Below are 16905 nucleotides of genomic sequence, written 5' to 3'. Positions count from 1 at the left end.
GACGACGTGCAAGAGAAGCCCGCTTCCACCCGCGTCGACCTCACGGTCGCCGGGTCAAGGTCTGCTCGACCGGCCGCCGCCCGCGGCACGCCTGCCGAGCCGTGTGACGAGACGGCGACCGTCGGGCATACGCGACCCTTGGGCTTCCCGTGCACACACGGGGAGCCCTTTTCTCGTTGTGGTCGCAGCAGGACAGGCACTCTCCGTCTGGTCACACCATTTCTCGAACTTAGGAGCACCACATCAGCGAGCCTCGCATCAACGAGCGCATCCGGGTCCCGGAAGTGCGCTTGGTTGGCCCCAACGGCGAGCAGGTCGGCATCGTCCGCGTCGAGGACGCGCTGCGTCTGGCCGAGGAGGCGAACCTCGACCTCGTCGAGGTGGCCCCCATGGCCAAGCCGCCGGTCGCCAAGCTCATGGACTTCGGCAAGTTCAAGTACGAAGCCGCCATGAAGGCACGGGAAGCGCGCAAGAACCAGGTCAACACCGTCATCAAGGAGATCAAGCTCCGCCCGAAGATCGACCCGCACGACTACGGCACCAAGAAGGGCCACGTCGAGCGGTTCCTCAAGGCGGGCGACAAGGTCAAGGTGACGATCATGTTCCGCGGCCGCGAGCAGAGCCGGCCCGAGCTGGGTCGTCGTCTGCTCGAGCGTCTCGCCGAGGACATCGCCGAGCTCGGCTTCGTCGAGTCGGCACCGAAGCAGGACGGCCGCAACATGATCATGGTGATCGGTCCGACCAAGAAGAAGGCCGAGGCCAAGGCCGAGCAGCGTCGCTCCCGCGAGCAGCACGACCAGCGACCGGCCGACACCGCGACCACGGCAGCACCGGAGGCCACGGAAGCCACGGAAGCCATGGAAGCCCCGACGGCCCCCGCCGCCGAGCAGTCCGAGGCGCCGGCCCCGCAGACCGACCAGGCCACCGCCGCAGCCGAGTGATCGGCCGGTGGTGACCAGCCGGAGGCGCGAGCCCAGTCTCGAGCAACCGGCCCGACACACCACGTGCGCCCACTGGCGCACGCAACACGAAGGAGATCGGCCCCCATGCCGAAGATGAAGACGCACAGCGGTGCGAAGAAGCGTTTCCGCCTGACCGGCACCGGCAAGGTCATGCGCGAGCAGGCCGGCGGTCGCCACCTGCTCGAGCACAAGTCGAGCAAGAAGATGCGTTCCATCGCGAACGACGTCGAGCTCGCCAAGCCGGACGCCAAGAAGGCCAAGAAGCTCCTCGGCAAGTGAGCCGGGACCCCCACCCATCAGCACTTCGCTGAGCGACCGGGTCCCCGGTAGGCCAGCAGCAGCAAGCACTGCGTCAAGCAGAGAAGGAGTATTCACGTGGCACGCGTGAAGCGGGCGGTCAACGCCCAGAAGAAGCGTCGCGTCGTTCTCGAGCGCGCCAGCGGTTACCGCGGGCAGCGTTCGCGTCTGTACCGCAAGGCCAAGGAGCAGGTCACCCACTCGCTGGGCTACGCCTACCGTGACCGTCGCGCGAAGAAGGGCGACTTCCGTCGCCTCTGGATCCAGCGCATCAACGCCGCGGCCCGCGCCAACGGCATGACGTACAACCGGTTCATGCAGGGCCTCAAGGCCGCCGGTGTCGAGGTCGACCGCAAGATCCTCGCGGACCTCGCCGTCAACGACGCGCCGGCGTTCGCCACGCTCGTCGAGCTCTCGCGCGCCAACGTGCCCGCCCAGGCGGACGCGAAGGCCGGCGACGCCGCCTGAGCGTCGTCCGACCGCGCACCACACCTCTCGAGCGCCGGGGCACCCCGTGCTGACCAACCCCCGATCCGATCGGGTCAAGGCAGTGCGGGCGCTGTCCCGGCGTTCGATGCGTGCGCGCACCGGTGACTTCCTGGCGGAGGGGCCGCAGGCCGTCCGTGAGGCTGTCGCCTTCCGACCCGACCTCGTCCGCGACGTCTACGTGACGCCGGAGGCGGCGCAGCGCCATGCCGACATCGTCGAGTCCGCCCGGGTCGCCGACCTGTGGGTCAACGAGGTGACGCCCGAGGTGCTGGCCGCGATGTGCGACACCGAGTCGCCCCAGGGCATCGCGGCCGTGTGCCGGGCGCTCGACCTCCCACTGGCCGACGTGCTCGCCGACCTCCCGGCCGACGCCCTCGTCTGCGTCCTGACGAACGTCCGTGACCCCGGCAACGCCGGCACGGTCATCCGGGGCGCCGACGCCGCCGGCGCCGACGCCGTGGTCGTCAGCGACGCCAGCGTCGACGTCTACAACAGCAAGGTCGTCCGCTCGACGGTCGGGTCGCTGTGGCACCTGCCGATCTCGGTCGGTGCCTCGGTGCCGGAGATCCTCGCGGCCCTGCGCGGGCGCGGCGTCCGGCTGCTCGCCGCCGACGGCGCGGGGACGACGCTGCTGCACGACGCCGACCTCTCGGGTGCGCACGCGTGGGTGATGGGCAACGAGGCGTGGGGCCTGCCCGTCGAGGTGCGGGACGCGTGCGACGACGTCGTGCGGGTGCCCATCCACGGGCACGCGGAGTCGCTCAACCTCGCCATGGCGGCGACGATCTGCCTCTACGCGTCGGCCGAGGTCCGCCGCACCAGCCGCTGAGACGACCCTCGTCGCGCTCCCCGCGCCCGCCCGTGGCTATCCTCGGGCCATGACCTCCGTCGACGGGACCGGTGCGCTGCCGCCGGGATCGGCGTCGGATCCTGTCGCCGAGGTGGCCGAGCTGCTCCCCGACGGCCTCGTCGTCGTCGGGAGCGACCGGCGCATCCACTTCGCCAACGCCGAGGCCCTGCGCATCCTCGACTGCGACGCCTCGGCCCTCGTGGGTCGCACCCTCGCGGACGGTCTGCCCCTGACCGACAAGTACGGCCGCGACTGGTGGGCACACACCGACCCGTGGAACGGCCTGCCGAGCCGCCCGGGCCACCGCGAGAAGCTGCTCGTCGCCCCCAGGGGCCAGGACGTCCTCGTCACCGCCCGCTACCTCCGCTCCGGCAGCGACCACACCGTCGAGCGGGTCGTGCTCGGCCTGCGTGACGCCGAGGACCGGCAGCGGGCCGAGCGTGACCAGGCCTCGGTGCTCTCGACGGTGGCCCACGAGCTGAGGGCACCACTGACGTCGGTCACGGGCTTCACGAGCAGCCTGCTGCGGCGGTGGGACCGCTTCTCCGACGAGCAGAAGCGCCTCATGATCGAGACGATCGAGTCCGACGCCACCCGCCTGACGCGGCTCATCACCGAGCTGCTCGACATCTCGCGCCTCGACTCCGACAGCCTCAACCTCCGGCTGGGACCCGTCGACCTGCACGCCCTGCTCACGACCCACGTCGTCCGCTACGAGCTGGGCCGCTCGACCGGGACCGTCGAGCTCCGCCTCGGTGGGCGCGCCCGTGACCACGGCCTCCCGCAGATGTGGGCCGACACCGACCGCCTGGAGCAGATCTTCTTCAACCTCATCGAGAACGGCCTGCTCCACGGAGCCGGCAAGGTCACGGTGACGCTCGACCGCGCGGGGGCGCTCGGTGACGCTCCCGAGTCGGTCGTCGTCGAGGTCGAGGACGAGGGGGACGGCATACCCCCGTCCGACCGCGAGAAGATCTTCGGACGCTTCTGGCACGGCCCCTCCAACGCGAGCACCGGGCTCGGCCTCTACGTCGTGCGGGGGCTCGTCGAGGCCCACGGCGGCTCGGTCCACGTCAGCGACGGCGACAGCGGCGGGGCGCGCTTCGTCGTGGCGCTGCCGGCGGGGCTGCCGGCGGTCGTCGGCAGCTGACCACCCCTCCGCGGGACGCACCACGGTCCGGATCGGCCTCGCCCCTAGACTGGGCAACCGCACGACAGCCCATCGAGAACCCGAGCGAGAGCAGCGAACGCACGCCGATGTCCGGACCCAACACGAACTACGACCCGGTCGAGGTCTCCGCGCTCGACCCGGCGAACGTCGACGCAGCGGTGCAGGACGCGCTCACGGCCATCGCCGCAGCCGCCTCCCTCGACGACCTCAAGGCCGTGCGCATCGCGCACCAGGGCGAGAAGAGCCCGCTGGCCCTCGCCAACCGCGAGATCGGCGCGCTGCCGCCCAGCGCCAAGGCCGAGGCCGGCAAGCGGGTGGGTCAGGCCCGCGGCCGCGTGGGGCAGGCCCTCACGGCCCGTCAGGCCGAGCTCGAGACCGAGCGCGACGAGCGCATCCTCGTCGAGGAGCGGGTCGACGTCACCGTCCCGGCGCTCCGGCGCCAGCTCGGCGCCCGTCACCCCATCGAGCTCGTGGCCCAGCGCCTCGTCGACGCCTTCGTCGGGATGGGCTGGGAGGTCGCGGAGGGCCCGGAGCTAGAGAGCGAGTGGCTCAACTTCGACGCGCTCAACCTCGGGCCGGACCACCCCGCGCGGCAGATGCAGGACACCTTCTTCCTCGACCCCGTCGACTCGGGTCTCGTGCTGCGCACGCAGACCTCGCCGGTGCAGATCCGCACGATGCTCGAGAAGGAGCCGCCGATCTACATCGTGGCCCCCGGCAAGGTCTTCCGCACCGACGACCTCGACGCGACGCACACCCCGGTCTTCCACCAGATCGAGTGCCTCGCCATCGACAAGGGCCTGACGATGGCCCACCTGCGCGGCGCGCTCGATGCGTTCGTCCGCATCATGTTCGGCGAGGAGACGCGCACCCGCGTCCGCGCCAACTACTTCCCCTTCACCGAACCGAGCATGGAGACCGACTTCCTCTGCTTCGCCTGCCACGGCGAGGAGACCTGGGGGAGCGCCGAGCCGTGCCGCACGTGCGGCGGCTCGGGCTGGATCGAGCTCGGTGGCTCCGGCATGGTCAACCGCAAGGTCCTGCGCACCTGCGGCATCGACCCCGACGTCTACTCGGGGTTCGCGTTCGGGCTCGGCATCGAGCGGGCGCTCCAGCTGCGCCACGGGGTCCAGGGGATGCACGAGATCGTCGAGGGCGACGTCCGCTTCTCGCAGCAGTTCGGGATGGGGGTCTGACATGCGTATGCCGCTCAGCTGGCTCGCCGAGTACACCGACCTCGCGCCCGGGGCCCGGGGTGCCGACGTGGCCGCCAGCCTCGTGCGCGTCGGCCTGGAGGAGGAGGACCTCCACGGTGGCGACATCACGGGTCCGCTGGTCGTCGGCCGGGTCCTCTCGTTCGAGCTCGAACCGCAGAAGAACGGCAAGACGATCCGCTGGTGCACCGTCGACGTCGGCCGGAACGGCCAGATGCTGACCGAGGGCAAGCACCAGGAGATCGTCTGCGGCGCCCACAACTTCGAGGTCGGCGACCTCGTCGTCTGCGTCCTGCCCGGCGCCGTGCTGCCCGGGGGCTTCGCGATCGCCGCGCGCAAGACCTACGGGCACGTGTCCAACGGGATGATCTGCGCCGAGGACGAGATCGGCCTGGGCCACGACCACGAGGGCATCATCGTGCTGAGCCGCCTGCTCGGCGCGGAGAAGGCCGCGAGCGTCGAGCCGGGCGACGACGCCATCGCGCTGCTCGGGCTCGGCGAGGAGACCGTCGAGACCAACGTGACGCCCGACCGTGGCTACTGCTTCTCGGTGCGCGGCCTGGCCCGCGAGTACTGGCACGCCCAGGGCAGCCCTGAGGGCGGCTACCGGGACCCCGCCGAGATCGCGGTGCCGGAGGCCACGACCGGCGGCTACGCCGTCGAGCTCAAGGACGAGTCACCGATCGAGGGCAACGACGGCTGCGACCGCTACGTCGCCCGCATCGTGCGGGGCATCGACCCGACGCGGCCGTCGCCGGCGTGGATGAGCAAGCGCCTGACGCAGATGGGCATGCGTCCGATCTCGCTCGCCGTCGACGTGACCAACTACGTCATGCTCGCGCTGGGCCAGCCGCTGCACGCCTTCGACGTCGACCGGCTCTCCGGCTCGATCGTCGTGCGACGGGCCCGTGGGGGCGAGACGCTGAAGACGCTCGACGACGTCGAGCGCACCCTGCACCCCGACGACCTGCTCATCACCGACGGTGGGGAGCAGCCGCTCGCCATCGCCGGCGTCATGGGCGGCGCGTCCTCGGAGGTGACCGACACGACGACCGACGTCCTCATCGAGGCGGCCCACTTCGACCCGACGACCGTGGCCCGCTCCTCGCGCCGGCACCGGCTCATCACCGAGGCCTCCAAGCGCTTCGAGCGCGGGGTGGACCCCGAGGTGACAGCGGCTGCCGCGCAGCTGGCCGTCGACCTTCTCGTCGAGCACGGCGGGGGCACCGTCGACCCCGACGTCACCGACGTCGACCGCACGACGGGCCGCACGGCATACCTGCTCGACGTCACCGAGCCCGCGCGCATCGTCGGCGTCGACTACCCGCGCGAACGCGTCGTCGGGATCCTGCGCGACCTCGGGTGCCGGGTCGAGGAGTCCGGTCAGGGCGCCGACGAGACCCACGTCCTCGTGACGCCCCCGTCGTGGCGCCCCGACCTCGTCGACGCTCCCGACTACGCCGAGGAGGTCGCCCGGATCGACGGCTACAACAACATCCCGTCGATCACCCCGACGCCGAGCGACGGTCGCGGCCTGACCCACGGGCAGAAGGCCCGCCGGGTCGTCGCGGACGCGCTCGCCGGCGCCGGGCTGACCGAGGTGCTCAGCTACCCGTTCGTCTCCGAGGAGCTCGCCGACCACCTCATGCTGCCGGCCGACGACGACCGCCGCCACGCGGTGCGGCTCGCCAACCCCCTGTCCGAGGAGCGGCCGCTGCTGCGCACGTCGATCCTCGCGAGCCTCGTCGACACGCTGCGCCGCAACGTCGCGCGTGGGCACAAGGACGTCGCGATCTACGAGCTGGGCCTCGTCTTCCGTCCCGGCGCATCGCTCGGCACGGCGCCGATCCCCGGGGTCGCCTCCCGGCCCGACGCCGAGACGCTCACCCGGCTGTATGCCGCCGTGCCCGACCAGCCGCGTCGCGCGGGCATCCTCGCGACGGGCCAGGCCGAGCAGGCGGGATGGTGGGGCCCCGGCCGCGCCGCCGACTGGAGCGACATGGTCGCCGCCGTGCAGGCCGCGGCTGCCGCCCTGGCCGTGCCCGTCGTCGTCGGCAACGACGCGGGCCACGCCCCGTGGCACCCGGGCCGCTGCGCCCGGATCACGCTGGCCGACGGCACGCTCGTGGGTCACGCGGGCGAGCTGCACCCGAAGGTGGTCGCCGCCCTCGACCTGCCGGCGCGCACGGTGGCGGCGGAGTTCGACGTCGACGTGCTCGTCGCGGCGAGCGCAGACCCCGTTCAGGCCCGTTCGTTCTCGAGCTTCCCGCCCGCGATGACCGACATCGCCCTGCTCGTCGCGTCCGACGTCGCGGCGGCCGACGTCGAGGCCGCGCTGCGCTCGGGCGCGGGGGAGTCGCTCGAGTCGGTCGTCCTCTTCGACGTCTACGAGGGCGAGCGCATCGAGGCCGGGCACCGGTCCCTCGCCTACCGGCTCACCTTCCGGGCTCCGGACCGGACCCTGACGACCGACGAGGTCAACGGGTTCCGCGACGCTGCGGTGGCGGCCGCGACGTCCGCGACGGGGGCCATCCAACGCTGAGACCCTGAATGCACGAATATGCATGAGCGTGTATAGTCATGCATTGTGATCAGGGCAGCAGTGGCGGGGGCGAGCGGCTACGCCGGAGGAGAGATCCTCCGGCTGCTGCTCGCCCACCCGCAGTTCGACATCGGGGCCGTCACGGCGGCCAGCAGCGCGGGTGAACGACTCGGGGGCGTCCACCCGCACCTGGTTCCGCTCGCGGACCGTGTGCTCGAGCCGACGACGGTCGAGACCCTGGCCGGGCACGACGTCGTCTTCCTGGCGCTGCCCCACGGGCACTCCGGCGCCCTCGCGGCCCAGCTGCCGGACGACGTCGTCGTCATCGACTGCGGCGCGGACTTCCGCCTCGAGTCCGAGGCGGCGTGGACGGCCTTCTACGACACGGCGTATGCCGGGTCCTGGCCCTACGGCCTCCCGGAGCTCCCCGGGCCGGCGGGCTCGGTGCAGCGCGAGCGTCTCTCGGGGGCCACGCGCATCGCCGTCCCGGGCTGCTACCCGACCGGCATCTCCCTGGCCCTCGCACCCGGCTTCGCCGCCGGTCTGCTCGAGGCCCGCGACGTCGTCGTCGTGGCGGCCTCCGGCACGTCGGGTGCCGGCAAGTCGCTCAAGCCCCACCTGCTCGGCAGCGAGGTGATGGGCTCGATGTCCCCCTACGGTGTCGGCGGCGGGCACCGGCACACCCCCGAGATCGAGCAGAACCTCTCGCGCGCCGCGGGCGAGCCGGTCACCGTCTCGTTCACGCCGACCCTGGCCCCCATGCCCCGCGGCATCCTCGCGACGTGCACGGCGCGCCTGCGCGAGGGCACCGACCTGTCGTCCGTGCGCGCGGCCTGGGAGGCCGCCTACGCCGACGAGCCCTTCGTCCACGTGCTGCCCGAGGGCTCCTGGCCCGCGACGGCCTCGGTCGTCGGCAGCAACCACGTGCAGCTGCAGGTGGCCGTCGACGAGCGGCTCGGACGGGTCGTCGTCGTGTCGGCGATCGACAACCTCACCAAGGGCACGGCCGGTGCCGCCGTGCAGTGCGCCAACCTCGCCCTCGGTCTCGAGGAGACCCTCGGCCTTCCCAACGCAGGAGTCGCACCATGAGTGGCCAGGAACGCGTCCAGCTGCCCGCCGGGTTCCGGGCGTCGGGCGTCACCGCCGGTCTCAAGGCGAGCGGCACCCCCGATCTCGCGCTCGTCGTCAACGACGGCCCCGACCACCACGCCGGGGCGGTCTTCACGACGAACCGGGTCGAGGCCGCCCCGGTCACGTGGTCGCGCCAGGTCGTCGCCGACGGTCGCGTCGACGCCGTCGTGCTCAACTCGGGCGGAGCCAACGCGTGCACGGGGACGCAGGGCTTCCTCGACACGCACCGCACGGCCGAGCACGTCGCCGAGGTCCTCGGCGTCTCCGCGGGCGACGTCGTCGTGTGCTCGACCGGCCTCATCGGCGAGCTGCTGCCCATGGACCGGATCATCTCCGGGGTCGACGCCGCAGCCGCAGCCCTCTCCATCGAGGGGCACGAGGCGGCAGCGGTCGCCATCAAGACGACCGACACGGTGCACAAGGTGGCCCGGCACGCCGGTGCGGGCTGGTCGGTGTCCGGCATGGCCAAGGGCGCCGGCATGCTCGCGCCGGCCCTCGCGACGATGCTCGTCGTGCTCACCACCGATGCCGTCGTCGACCAGACCGACCTCGACGCGGCCCTGCGGGCAGCGACGGATGTCTCGTTCGACCGCATCGACTCCGACGCCTGCATGTCGACCAACGACACCGTCGCCGTGCTCGCCTCCGGCGCGTCCGGCGTCGCAGTCGACCGGGGCGCCCTCACCGAGGCGCTCACCGCCGTCTGCACCGACCTCGCGCGGCAGCTCATCGCCGACGCGGAGGGCGCCGCGCACGACATCGCCATCGAGGTGGCCGGAGCCGCGAGCGTCGACGACGCCCTCGAGGTCGCCCGCGCCGTCGCCCGCAACAACCTCTTCAAGTGCGCGATCTTCGGCAACGACCCCAACTGGGGGCGCGTCCTCGCGGCCGTCGGCACGACCCGTGCGGCGTTCGACCCGGCCGCCCTCGACGTGACGATGAACGGCGTGCAGGTGTGCCGGTCCGGGGGAGTGGGTGAGGACCGCACTCTCGTGGACCTCACGTCGCGCGAGGTGCACGTCCGCGTCGACCTGCACGCCGGCCCCGAGTCCGCCACCGTCTGGACCAACGACCTGACCCACGACTACGTCCACGAGAACTCGGCCTACAGCACATGACCAGCGCGAGCACCCGTCCAGACCAGCCCGCCGACCTCCGGGGCCTCATCGACGCCGCAGCCATCCGGGTGGCGGCGAGCAAGGCCGCGACCCTCGTCGAGGCGCTCCCGTGGCTCGAGCGGTTCCGCGGTGCCCTCGTCGTCGTGAAGTACGGCGGCAACGCCATGGTCGACGACGAGCTCAAGGCCGCCTTCGCCGAGGACATCGCCTTCCTCAGGTATGCCGGCCTGCGCCCCGTCGTCGTCCACGGCGGCGGTCCGCAGATCAAGGCCATGCTCGAGCGCGTGGGCCTCGTCAGCGAGTTCAAGGGCGGGCTGCGGGTCACGACACCCGAGGTCATGGACGTCGTGCGCATGGTGCTCACCGGTCAGGTCGGGCGTGAGCTCGTCGGTCTGCTCAACCAGCACGGCCCGATCGCCGTGGGCCTGTCCGGCGAGGACGCCGCCCTGCTCGGGGCACGTCGGCGCGGCACCGTCGTCGACGGCGAGGAGGTCGACCTCGGGCTCGTGGGCGACGTCGAGAGCGTCAATCCCTCGGCGATCCTCGACATCCTCGACGCCGGCCGGGTGCCGGTCGTGTCCACCGTCGCCCCCGACCTCGACGTCGAGGGACAGGTGCTCAACGTCAACGCCGACACCGCTGCGGCCGCGATCGCCGTCGCCCTGGGGGCCGAGAAGCTCGTCGTGCTCACCGACGTCGAGGGCATCTACGCCGGCTGGCCCGACCGCAGCTCGCTGCTCTCGACGATCACGGTCAGCGCGGCACGCGAGCTCCTCACGCGGGTCGACCACGGCATGGTGCCCAAGCTCGAGGCCTGCATCCGAGCCGTCGAGGGCGGGGTGCCCCAGACCCACGTCGTCGACGGGCGCAAGCCGCACTCGATCCTGCTCGAGATCTTCACGGACGAGGGGATCGGCACCATGGTCCTGCCCGACATCACCGGGTCCCAGCCGGCCCCGGGCCCCGCCGCCCCTGCCGCTTCCGCCCCGACGCCTGAGGAGACCCCATGACCACGGGAGACGACCTGCTCGGCCGCTACGCCGGAGCCATGGTCCAGGTGTTCGGCACACCCCAGCTGGTCCTCGCCTCAGGGCACGGGTGCTGGGTCACCGACGTCGACGGCAGGCGCTACCTCGACCTGCTGTCCGGGATCGCCGTCAACGCTCTCGGCCACGGCCACCCCGCCCTCGTGCAGGCCGTGGCCAAGCAGGCCGAGTCGGCGATCCACGTCTCGAACTTCTTCACCTCCGAGCCGGCCATCGCGCTCGCCGAGCGGCTCCTCGAGGTCGCGGCGGCACCCCAGGGCTCGGGCGTCTTCTTCGCCAACTCCGGCGCCGAGGCGACCGAGGCAGCGATCAAGCTCTCGCGCCGCACCGGGCGCCACCGCATCGTGGCCCTCGAGGGCTCGTTCCACGGACGCACGACCGGCGCGCTCGCGCTGACCCACAAGGCGGCCTACCGCGAGCCGTTCGAGCCGCTCATCCCCGGAGTCGTCTTCGTGCCCCCGAACGACCCCGACGCGCTCCGCGCGGCGGTCGACGACCGCACGGCGGCGCTCTTCGTCGAACCCGTCCAGGGCGAGGCCGGGGTCCGGGAGCTCTCGCCGGACTACCTGCGCCTGGCCCGCGAGCTGACGAGCGCCCGGGGCGCCCTCCTCGTCGTCGACGAGATCCAGACCGGGATCGGCCGCACGGGGGACTGGTTCGCCCACCAGGCCGCAGGAATCGTCCCCGACGCGATGACCCTCGCCAAGGGGCTCGGCGGCGGCGTGCCGATCGGCGCCCTCGTCACGTTCGGGCCCGACGTCACCACGCTGCTGTCGGCCGGTCAGCACGGCACGACCTTCGGCGGCAACCCGCTGGCCTGCGCGGCGGGTCTCGCCGTGCTCGACACGATCGAGCGCGACCACCTGCTCGAGCACGTGCGCCGCGTCGGGGCCCTCCTCGACCACGTCGAGCTCGATGGTGTGGCCGGCACCCGCGGACGGGGTCTGCTGCGCGCGATCGAGCTGGACGGCATACCTGCCCCCGCGGTCATGGCCGCGGCCCGCGACGCGGGCTTCATCGTCAACGCGGTGACGCCGACGGCCCTGCGCCTCGCCCCTCCGCTCGTCATCTCCGAGGACGAGCTGCAGGGCTTCCTCGATGCCCTGCCGGCCATCCTCGAGGCGGCCCGCGCGACGTCGGGGGTCACCCCGTGAGCCGCACCCAGCGCCAGCGCCGCATCGTCGAGCTGCTCGGGTCCCACGAGGTGCACAGCCAGGGGGAGCTGTCCGACCTGCTCGTCGCCGAGGGCACCGAGGTGACCCAGGCGACCCTCTCGCGTGACCTCGTCGAGCTCGGCGCGGTCAAGGTCAGGCGCGGCCGCGCGCTCGTGTATGCCGTCCCCGGGGAGGGCGGTGAGGTGGCCGCCGTGGGCTCCATCGGCGACGCCGCCTCGGCCCGGCTCAGGCGGACCTGCGAGGAGCTGCTCGTGTCGGCGGCGGCGGCGGTCAACCTCGTCGTCTTGCGCACCCCGCCCGGCGCCGCCAACTACCTCGCGTCGGCCATCGACCAGGCCCGCGACCCCGGCGTGGTCGGGACCATCGCCGGCGACGACACGATCCTGCTCGTCACCGACAGCGTCGATCAGGCTGCCGCGGTGGCCGAGCGCCTGCAGTCCCTCGCCGGAACGCGAGACTGAGACCATCGCCGGCGAGCGGCCAACGGGCGTGCCGGCGCCCGCACCGACCCGCCGACCACGCCCAGCACGCTGACCCACGACGTCCACCCACGAGGAGAACCGCGATGACCGACCCCACCCACACGAGCGCCACCGAGGGCGGCGACGGCGCCGAGGGCGCAGCGGCCCGCGTGAGCCTCTGGGGCGGTCGCTTCGCCGGCGATCCCGACCAGGCGCTCGCGGCGCTGTCCAAGAGCACCCACTTCGACTGGCGGCTGGCGCCGCAGGACATCGCCGGCTCGCGCGCCCACGCGCGGGTCCTGCACGCCGCCGGGCTCCTGTCGGCCGAGCACCTCGCCGGGATGGTCGACGGGCTCGACCGCCTCGAGGCCGACGTCCTGTCGGGTGCGTTCACGCCGGCCGAGGATGACGAGGACGTCCACACCGCCCTCGAGCGGGGACTCATCGAGCGGGTCGGCCCCGACCTCGGCGGCCGCCTGCGGGCGGGACGGTCGCGCAACGACCAGGTCGCCACCCTCTTCCGGATGTACCTGCGCGAGCACACCCGCATCGTCGGCGGCCTCGTCCTCGATGTCGTCGACGCGCTCGTCGCGCAGGCCGACCGGCACCTCGGTGTCGCCATGCCCGGTCGCACGCACCTGCAGCACGCCCAGCCCGTCCTGCTCTCGCACCACCTGCTCGCCCACGCGTGGGCGCTGCTGCGCGACGTCGACCGGCTGCGCGACTGGGACGTCCGTGCGAACGCGTCACCCTACGGCTCGGGCGCGCTTGCCGGATCGTCGCTGGGACTCGACCCGGAGGCCGTCGCCCACGACCTCGGTTTCGCCCACGCCGTGGAGAACTCGATCGACGGCACCGCCTCGCGCGACTTCGTCGCGGAGTTCTCGTTCGTGTCGGCCATGACGGCCGTCGACATCTCCCGGATCGCCGAGGAGGTCGTGCTCTGGGCGACGAAGGAGTTCTCCTTCGTCACGCTGCACGACTCCTACTCGACGGGGTCGAGCATCATGCCGCAGAAGAAGAACCCCGACGTCGCAGAGCTGGCCCGCGGCAAGGCAGGCCGCCTCGTCGGTGACCTCGCCGGACTGCTGACGACGCTCAAGGCGCTCCCGCTGGCCTACAACCGCGACCTGCAGGAGGACAAGGAGCCGGTCTTCGACGCCGTCGACACCCTCGAGGTGCTCCTGCCGGCGTTCTCGGGCATGGTCGCCACGCTGACGTTCAACACCGAGCGCCTCGAGTCGCTGGCTCCGCAGGGGTTCGCCCTGGCGACCGACATCGCGGAATGGCTGGTGCGACAGGGGGTTCCGTTCCGGATCGCGCACGAGGTCGCCGGCGCCTGCGTCCGGGAGTGCGAGCCCCGGGGCATCGAGCTGTGGGACCTCACCGACGAGGACTTCGCCCGCATCAGCGAGCACCTGACGCCCGAGGTCCGCTCGGTCCTGTCCGTCGCGGGATCCCTGGCCTCGAGGGACGCCCAGGGTGGCACCGCCCCCGTTCGCGTCGCCGAGCAGCTCGCGGCCGCGCGGGACCGTCTCGCCGAGGCGCGGGCGTGGACGGCCGAGACCGTCTGACCCTGCGGTTAGCGTGTCGTCGGTGAGTGCTGCCGACCGCCGCCTGCCCCGCGAGTTCTTCGCCCGACCGTCCGTCGAGGTCGCGCCCGCGCTGCTGGGTCGGCACCTCTCCTACGGTGGCGTCGTGCTGCGGCTGACCGAGCTGGAGGCGTATGCCGGGGAGGTCGACCCGGGGTCGCACGCCTTCCGCGGGGAGACGCCGCGCACGCGTCCGATGTTCGGGCCGCCCGGCTTCACGTACGTCTACTTCACCTACGGGCACCACTGGTGCGTCAACCTCGTCGTCGGCGAGGAGGGGTCGGCGTCCGCCGTGCTCGTGCGGGCCGGTGAGGTCGTGGCCGGTCATGACCTCGTCCGTGCGCGACGGGGACCGGTGCCTGAGCGGGACTGGGCGCGCGGGCCGGGACGGCTCGGCCAGGCGCTCGCCATGACGAAGGAGCACACCGGGCGCGACTTCTGCCGTCCGCCCATCGGCGAGCCCATCGACCTCGTCGTCTCGGAGGGCGAGCCGGTCGCGCCGGACCGCGTTCGGGTCGGGCCGCGCGTCGGCGTGAGCGGGCCGGGAGGTGACGGGTCGGCCTTCCCGTGGCGCTTCTGGGTCGACGCAGACCCGAGCGTGTCGACGTACCGTCCGGGCGTCGTGCGCCGGCGCCGCGCGTGAAGAGCCTGCCCCGCTCGTTCTTCGACCGCCCGGTGCTCGAGGTGGGCGCCGACCTGCTGGGGTGCCGGGTGCGGCACGGTGGGGTGACGGTGCGCATCACCGAGACCGAGGCGTATGCCGGACGCGTCGACCCCGCGTCCCGGGTGCTGAGCCGGCCCACCCGCCACAACGCCCCGGTCTTCGGTCCGGCCGGCCACGCGTTCGTCTACTTCACCTACGGACACCATTGGATGCTCTGCGTGGTCACGGGGGAGCCGGACGTCCCGGAGGTGGTCCTCCTCCGGGCCGGGGAGGTGGTCGCGGGGCACGACGTGGCGGCGGAGCGCCGGGCCGGCGTGAGCGAGCGTGACTGGTGCCGCGGGCCGGGACGGCTGACGGCCGCCCTGGGCGTGACGGGTGGACTCTCCGGCGTCGACCTGTGCGCTCCCGGGTCCCCGGTCGTCGTCGGCGGCCCTCTCGCGCGGGAGGGCCGCCACGGCGTTCGGACGGGGCCACGTGTAGGGGTCAGCGGTCCCGGTGGCGACGGGACGTCCTACCCCTGGCGCTTCTGGCTCGACGGGGAACCCACCGTGTCCCCCTACCGGCCGGGCCGGCGACGGCCCGGTCGTTAGGGCTCGGCACGCGGGACGGGTGGTACTCGTTGGCACCGGCGTGGCGGCATACGGCAGGCTGTGTCCGGGTGGGCAGGGAGCCCGCCGGGACGAGAGGACACCGATACCCGTGACGGACATCTTCGACGAGCTGCAGTGGCGCGGCCTGGTGGCACAGACCACCGACGAGGCGGCGCTGCGCGAGGCACTCGCCGACGGGCCGATCACGCTCTATTGCGGGTTCGACCCGAGCGCGCCGTCGCTGCACTTCGGCAACTTCGTCCAGCTGTCGGTGATGCGGCGCATGCAGGCGGCCGGCCACCACGTCATCTGCCTCGTCGGCGGCTCCACCGGACTCATCGGTGACCCGAAGCCCGACGCCGAGCGCGTGCTCCAGGACAAGGACACCATCGCCGCGGCGGTGAGCCGGATCCAACAGCTCGTCGGGCCGCTGCTCGACTTCGAGGGGGAGAACGCGGCCACCCTCGTCAACAACCTCGACTGGACGGCGCCGATGAGTGCGCTCGACTTCCTCCGCGACGTCGGTCGGCACTTCCGGGTCAACCAGATGATCCGCAAGGAGGCGGTCGCCCGGCGCCTCGAGAGCGACCAGGGCATCTCCTACACCGAGTTCAGCTACCAGATGCTGCAGGCGCTCGACTACCTCGAGCTCCACCGCAGCCGCGGCTGCACGTTGCAGATCGGCGGCAGCGACCAGTGGGGCAACATCACCGCCGGCGTCGACCTCGTCCACCGGGTCGAGGGCACGTCGGTGCACGCCCTCGCCACGCCACTGCTCGTCGACTCGACGGGACGCAAGTTCGGCAAGTCGGAGGGCAACGCCGTCTGGCTCAGCGCGGACATGACGAGCCCGTACGTCTTCTACCAGTACTTCCTCAACGTCGAGGACGCCTCGGTCGTCAGCATGCTCAAGGCGCTCTCGGATCGCACGCGTGACGAGATCGTCGAGCTCGAGCGGCAGGTCGCCGAGGAGCCCTTCCGCAGGGCGGCGCAGAAGGCCCTCGCTGCCGACGTCACGACCCTCGTGCACGGCGCGGCCGCGACCGCCGCGGTCCAGGCGGCGTCGGAGGCGCTTTTCGGCAAGGGTGACCTCGGTGCCCTCGACGCCCGCACGCTCGGTGACGCCACGTCGGAGCTGCCGGGGGCGCAGGTCCCGGTGGGGACCTCGCTCGTGGACGCGCTCGTGGCGGTCGGTCTCGTCGACTCGCGCAACAGCGCGAGGAGGGCGATCGGGGAGGGCGGAGCCTCGCTGAACAACGTCAAGGTGACCGATCCCGACCAGGTGCTGGGGGAGCAGGACTTCCTGCACGGCGCGGTCGCCGTCATCAAGCGTGGCCGGCGCAACCTGGCCGCGGCCCGTCGTGCGTGAGGTGCGGGTCCCCGGACGCTGAACCGTCGGCTCGAACAGCCGTGATCGGGGCGGATTCCCTTGCAGCGCAGGGGGATCCGCCCCTTTTGTGCGTCACGGCGGGGTCTGAGAGCACGGATTTGTCTTTCCCCGGAGGGCCGGGCTAATGTTCTCTTCGTCAGCCCGACAGGGAGGAACGGACGCCACCGCGGAGCGAGTGATCGCGAGCGAAGTTGGCCGGTCCCGGGGTTGATG

The 16905-nt window shown here is 72.4% G+C and carries 16 protein-coding genes; all 16 read left to right on the top strand.

The features are described from left to right. Positions 1-290 precede the first annotated feature (290 nt). A complete protein-coding gene (gene infC / locus TAE01_RS03985) occupies positions 291-941 on the top strand; it encodes a translation initiation factor IF-3 (RefSeq protein WP_425581098.1) in 651 nt (216 codons plus the stop codon). Positions 942-1046: 105 nt separating this feature from the next. Beyond that, positions 1047-1241 (top strand): 50S ribosomal protein L35, encoded by a 195-nt coding sequence (gene rpmI, locus TAE01_RS03980; RefSeq protein WP_020144695.1) that lies wholly within the window; start codon positions 1047-1049, stop codon positions 1239-1241. Positions 1242-1337: 96 nt separating this feature from the next. Beyond that, positions 1338-1727 carry a 50S ribosomal protein L20 gene (gene rplT, locus TAE01_RS03975; protein ID WP_147063660.1) on the top strand — a complete coding sequence of 130 codons (390 nt, stop codon included), beginning with the start codon at positions 1338-1340 and terminating at the stop codon, positions 1725-1727. A gap of 46 nt (positions 1728-1773) precedes the next feature. Further along, positions 1774-2577, top strand: coding sequence for a TrmH family RNA methyltransferase (locus TAE01_RS03970; protein WP_147063658.1), 804 nt, complete (start codon positions 1774-1776; stop codon positions 2575-2577). Between the two features lie 49 nt (positions 2578-2626). Then, positions 2627-3748, top strand: a complete 1122-nt coding sequence (locus TAE01_RS03965; RefSeq protein WP_147063656.1) for a sensor histidine kinase — start codon at positions 2627-2629, stop codon at positions 3746-3748. A 107-nt stretch (positions 3749-3855) separates the two neighbouring features. Continuing rightward, complete coding sequence (gene pheS, locus TAE01_RS03960; protein ID WP_147063654.1) at positions 3856-4965, top strand: phenylalanine--tRNA ligase subunit alpha; 1110 nt, start codon at positions 3856-3858, stop codon at positions 4963-4965. Position 4966: 1 nt separating this feature from the next. After that, positions 4967-7525, top strand: coding sequence for a phenylalanine--tRNA ligase subunit beta (gene pheT / locus TAE01_RS03955; protein ID WP_186815027.1), 2559 nt, complete (start codon positions 4967-4969; stop codon positions 7523-7525). Between the two features lie 42 nt (positions 7526-7567). Then, a complete protein-coding gene (argC, locus tag TAE01_RS03950) occupies positions 7568-8614 on the top strand; it encodes an N-acetyl-gamma-glutamyl-phosphate reductase (RefSeq protein WP_147063652.1) in 1047 nt (348 codons plus the stop codon). Continuing rightward, entirely contained in the window at positions 8611-9774 is a 1164-nt protein-coding gene (gene argJ / locus TAE01_RS03945) for a bifunctional glutamate N-acetyltransferase/amino-acid acetyltransferase ArgJ (RefSeq protein ID WP_147063650.1), read from the top strand. The genes argC and argJ overlap by 4 nt, the downstream gene beginning before the upstream one ends. Next, positions 9771-10784 (top strand): acetylglutamate kinase, encoded by a 1014-nt coding sequence (gene argB / locus TAE01_RS03940; protein ID WP_147063647.1) that lies wholly within the window; start codon positions 9771-9773, stop codon positions 10782-10784. The genes argJ and argB overlap by 4 nt, the downstream gene beginning before the upstream one ends. Continuing rightward, positions 10781-11974 (top strand): acetylornithine transaminase, encoded by a 1194-nt coding sequence (locus tag TAE01_RS03935; RefSeq protein WP_147063645.1) that lies wholly within the window; start codon positions 10781-10783, stop codon positions 11972-11974. Before argB ends, TAE01_RS03935 begins: the two co-directional genes overlap by 4 nt. Further along, a complete protein-coding gene (argR, locus tag TAE01_RS03930) occupies positions 11971-12456 on the top strand; it encodes an arginine repressor (protein ID WP_147063643.1) in 486 nt (161 codons plus the stop codon). The genes TAE01_RS03935 and argR overlap by 4 nt, the downstream gene beginning before the upstream one ends. A gap of 104 nt (positions 12457-12560) precedes the next feature. Further along, positions 12561-14030 carry an argininosuccinate lyase gene (gene argH / locus TAE01_RS03925; protein WP_246111123.1) on the top strand — a complete coding sequence of 490 codons (1470 nt, stop codon included), beginning with the start codon at positions 12561-12563 and terminating at the stop codon, positions 14028-14030. Between the two features lie 22 nt (positions 14031-14052). Beyond that, a complete protein-coding gene (locus tag TAE01_RS03920) occupies positions 14053-14691 on the top strand; it encodes a DNA-3-methyladenine glycosylase (protein ID WP_246111122.1) in 639 nt (212 codons plus the stop codon). After that, positions 14688-15302, top strand: a complete 615-nt coding sequence (locus tag TAE01_RS03915) for a DNA-3-methyladenine glycosylase (RefSeq protein WP_147063639.1) — start codon at positions 14688-14690, stop codon at positions 15300-15302. The genes TAE01_RS03920 and TAE01_RS03915 overlap by 4 nt, the downstream gene beginning before the upstream one ends. 109 nt (positions 15303-15411) lie before the next feature. Continuing rightward, on the top strand, positions 15412-16671 hold the full coding sequence (tyrS, locus tag TAE01_RS03910) for a tyrosine--tRNA ligase (protein ID WP_147063637.1): 1260 nt from the start codon (positions 15412-15414) through the stop codon (positions 16669-16671). Positions 16672-16905 lie beyond the last annotated feature (234 nt).

The organism is Terrabacter aerolatus (assembly GCF_007991735.1).
In the GTDB taxonomy this organism is placed as follows: Bacteria; Actinomycetota; Actinomycetes; order Actinomycetales; family Dermatophilaceae; genus Terrabacter; species Terrabacter aerolatus.
The sequence above is the reverse complement of the archived record's forward strand: the minus strand, read 5'-3'. Positions and strand labels throughout refer to the sequence as shown.

What these genes read in the sequence shown, in the direction of transcription:
- rpmI (WP_020144695.1), top strand. Translation starts at nt 1,047, where the DNA reads ATGCCGAAGATGAAGACGCACAGCGGTGCGAAGAAGCGTTTCCGCCTG.
- TAE01_RS03965 (WP_147063656.1), top strand. Translation starts at nt 2,627, where the DNA reads ATGACCTCCGTCGACGGGACCGGTGCGCTGCCGCCGGGATCGGCGTCG.
- pheS (WP_147063654.1), top strand. Translation starts at nt 3,856, where the DNA reads ATGTCCGGACCCAACACGAACTACGACCCGGTCGAGGTCTCCGCGCTC.
- pheT (WP_186815027.1), top strand. Translation starts at nt 4,967, where the DNA reads ATGCGTATGCCGCTCAGCTGGCTCGCCGAGTACACCGACCTCGCGCCC.
- argJ (WP_147063650.1), top strand. Translation starts at nt 8,611, where the DNA reads ATGAGTGGCCAGGAACGCGTCCAGCTGCCCGCCGGGTTCCGGGCGTCG.
- argB (WP_147063647.1), top strand. Translation starts at nt 9,771, where the DNA reads ATGACCAGCGCGAGCACCCGTCCAGACCAGCCCGCCGACCTCCGGGGC.
- TAE01_RS03935 (WP_147063645.1), top strand. Translation starts at nt 10,781, where the DNA reads ATGACCACGGGAGACGACCTGCTCGGCCGCTACGCCGGAGCCATGGTC.
- argH (WP_246111123.1), top strand. Translation starts at nt 12,561, where the DNA reads ATGACCGACCCCACCCACACGAGCGCCACCGAGGGCGGCGACGGCGCC.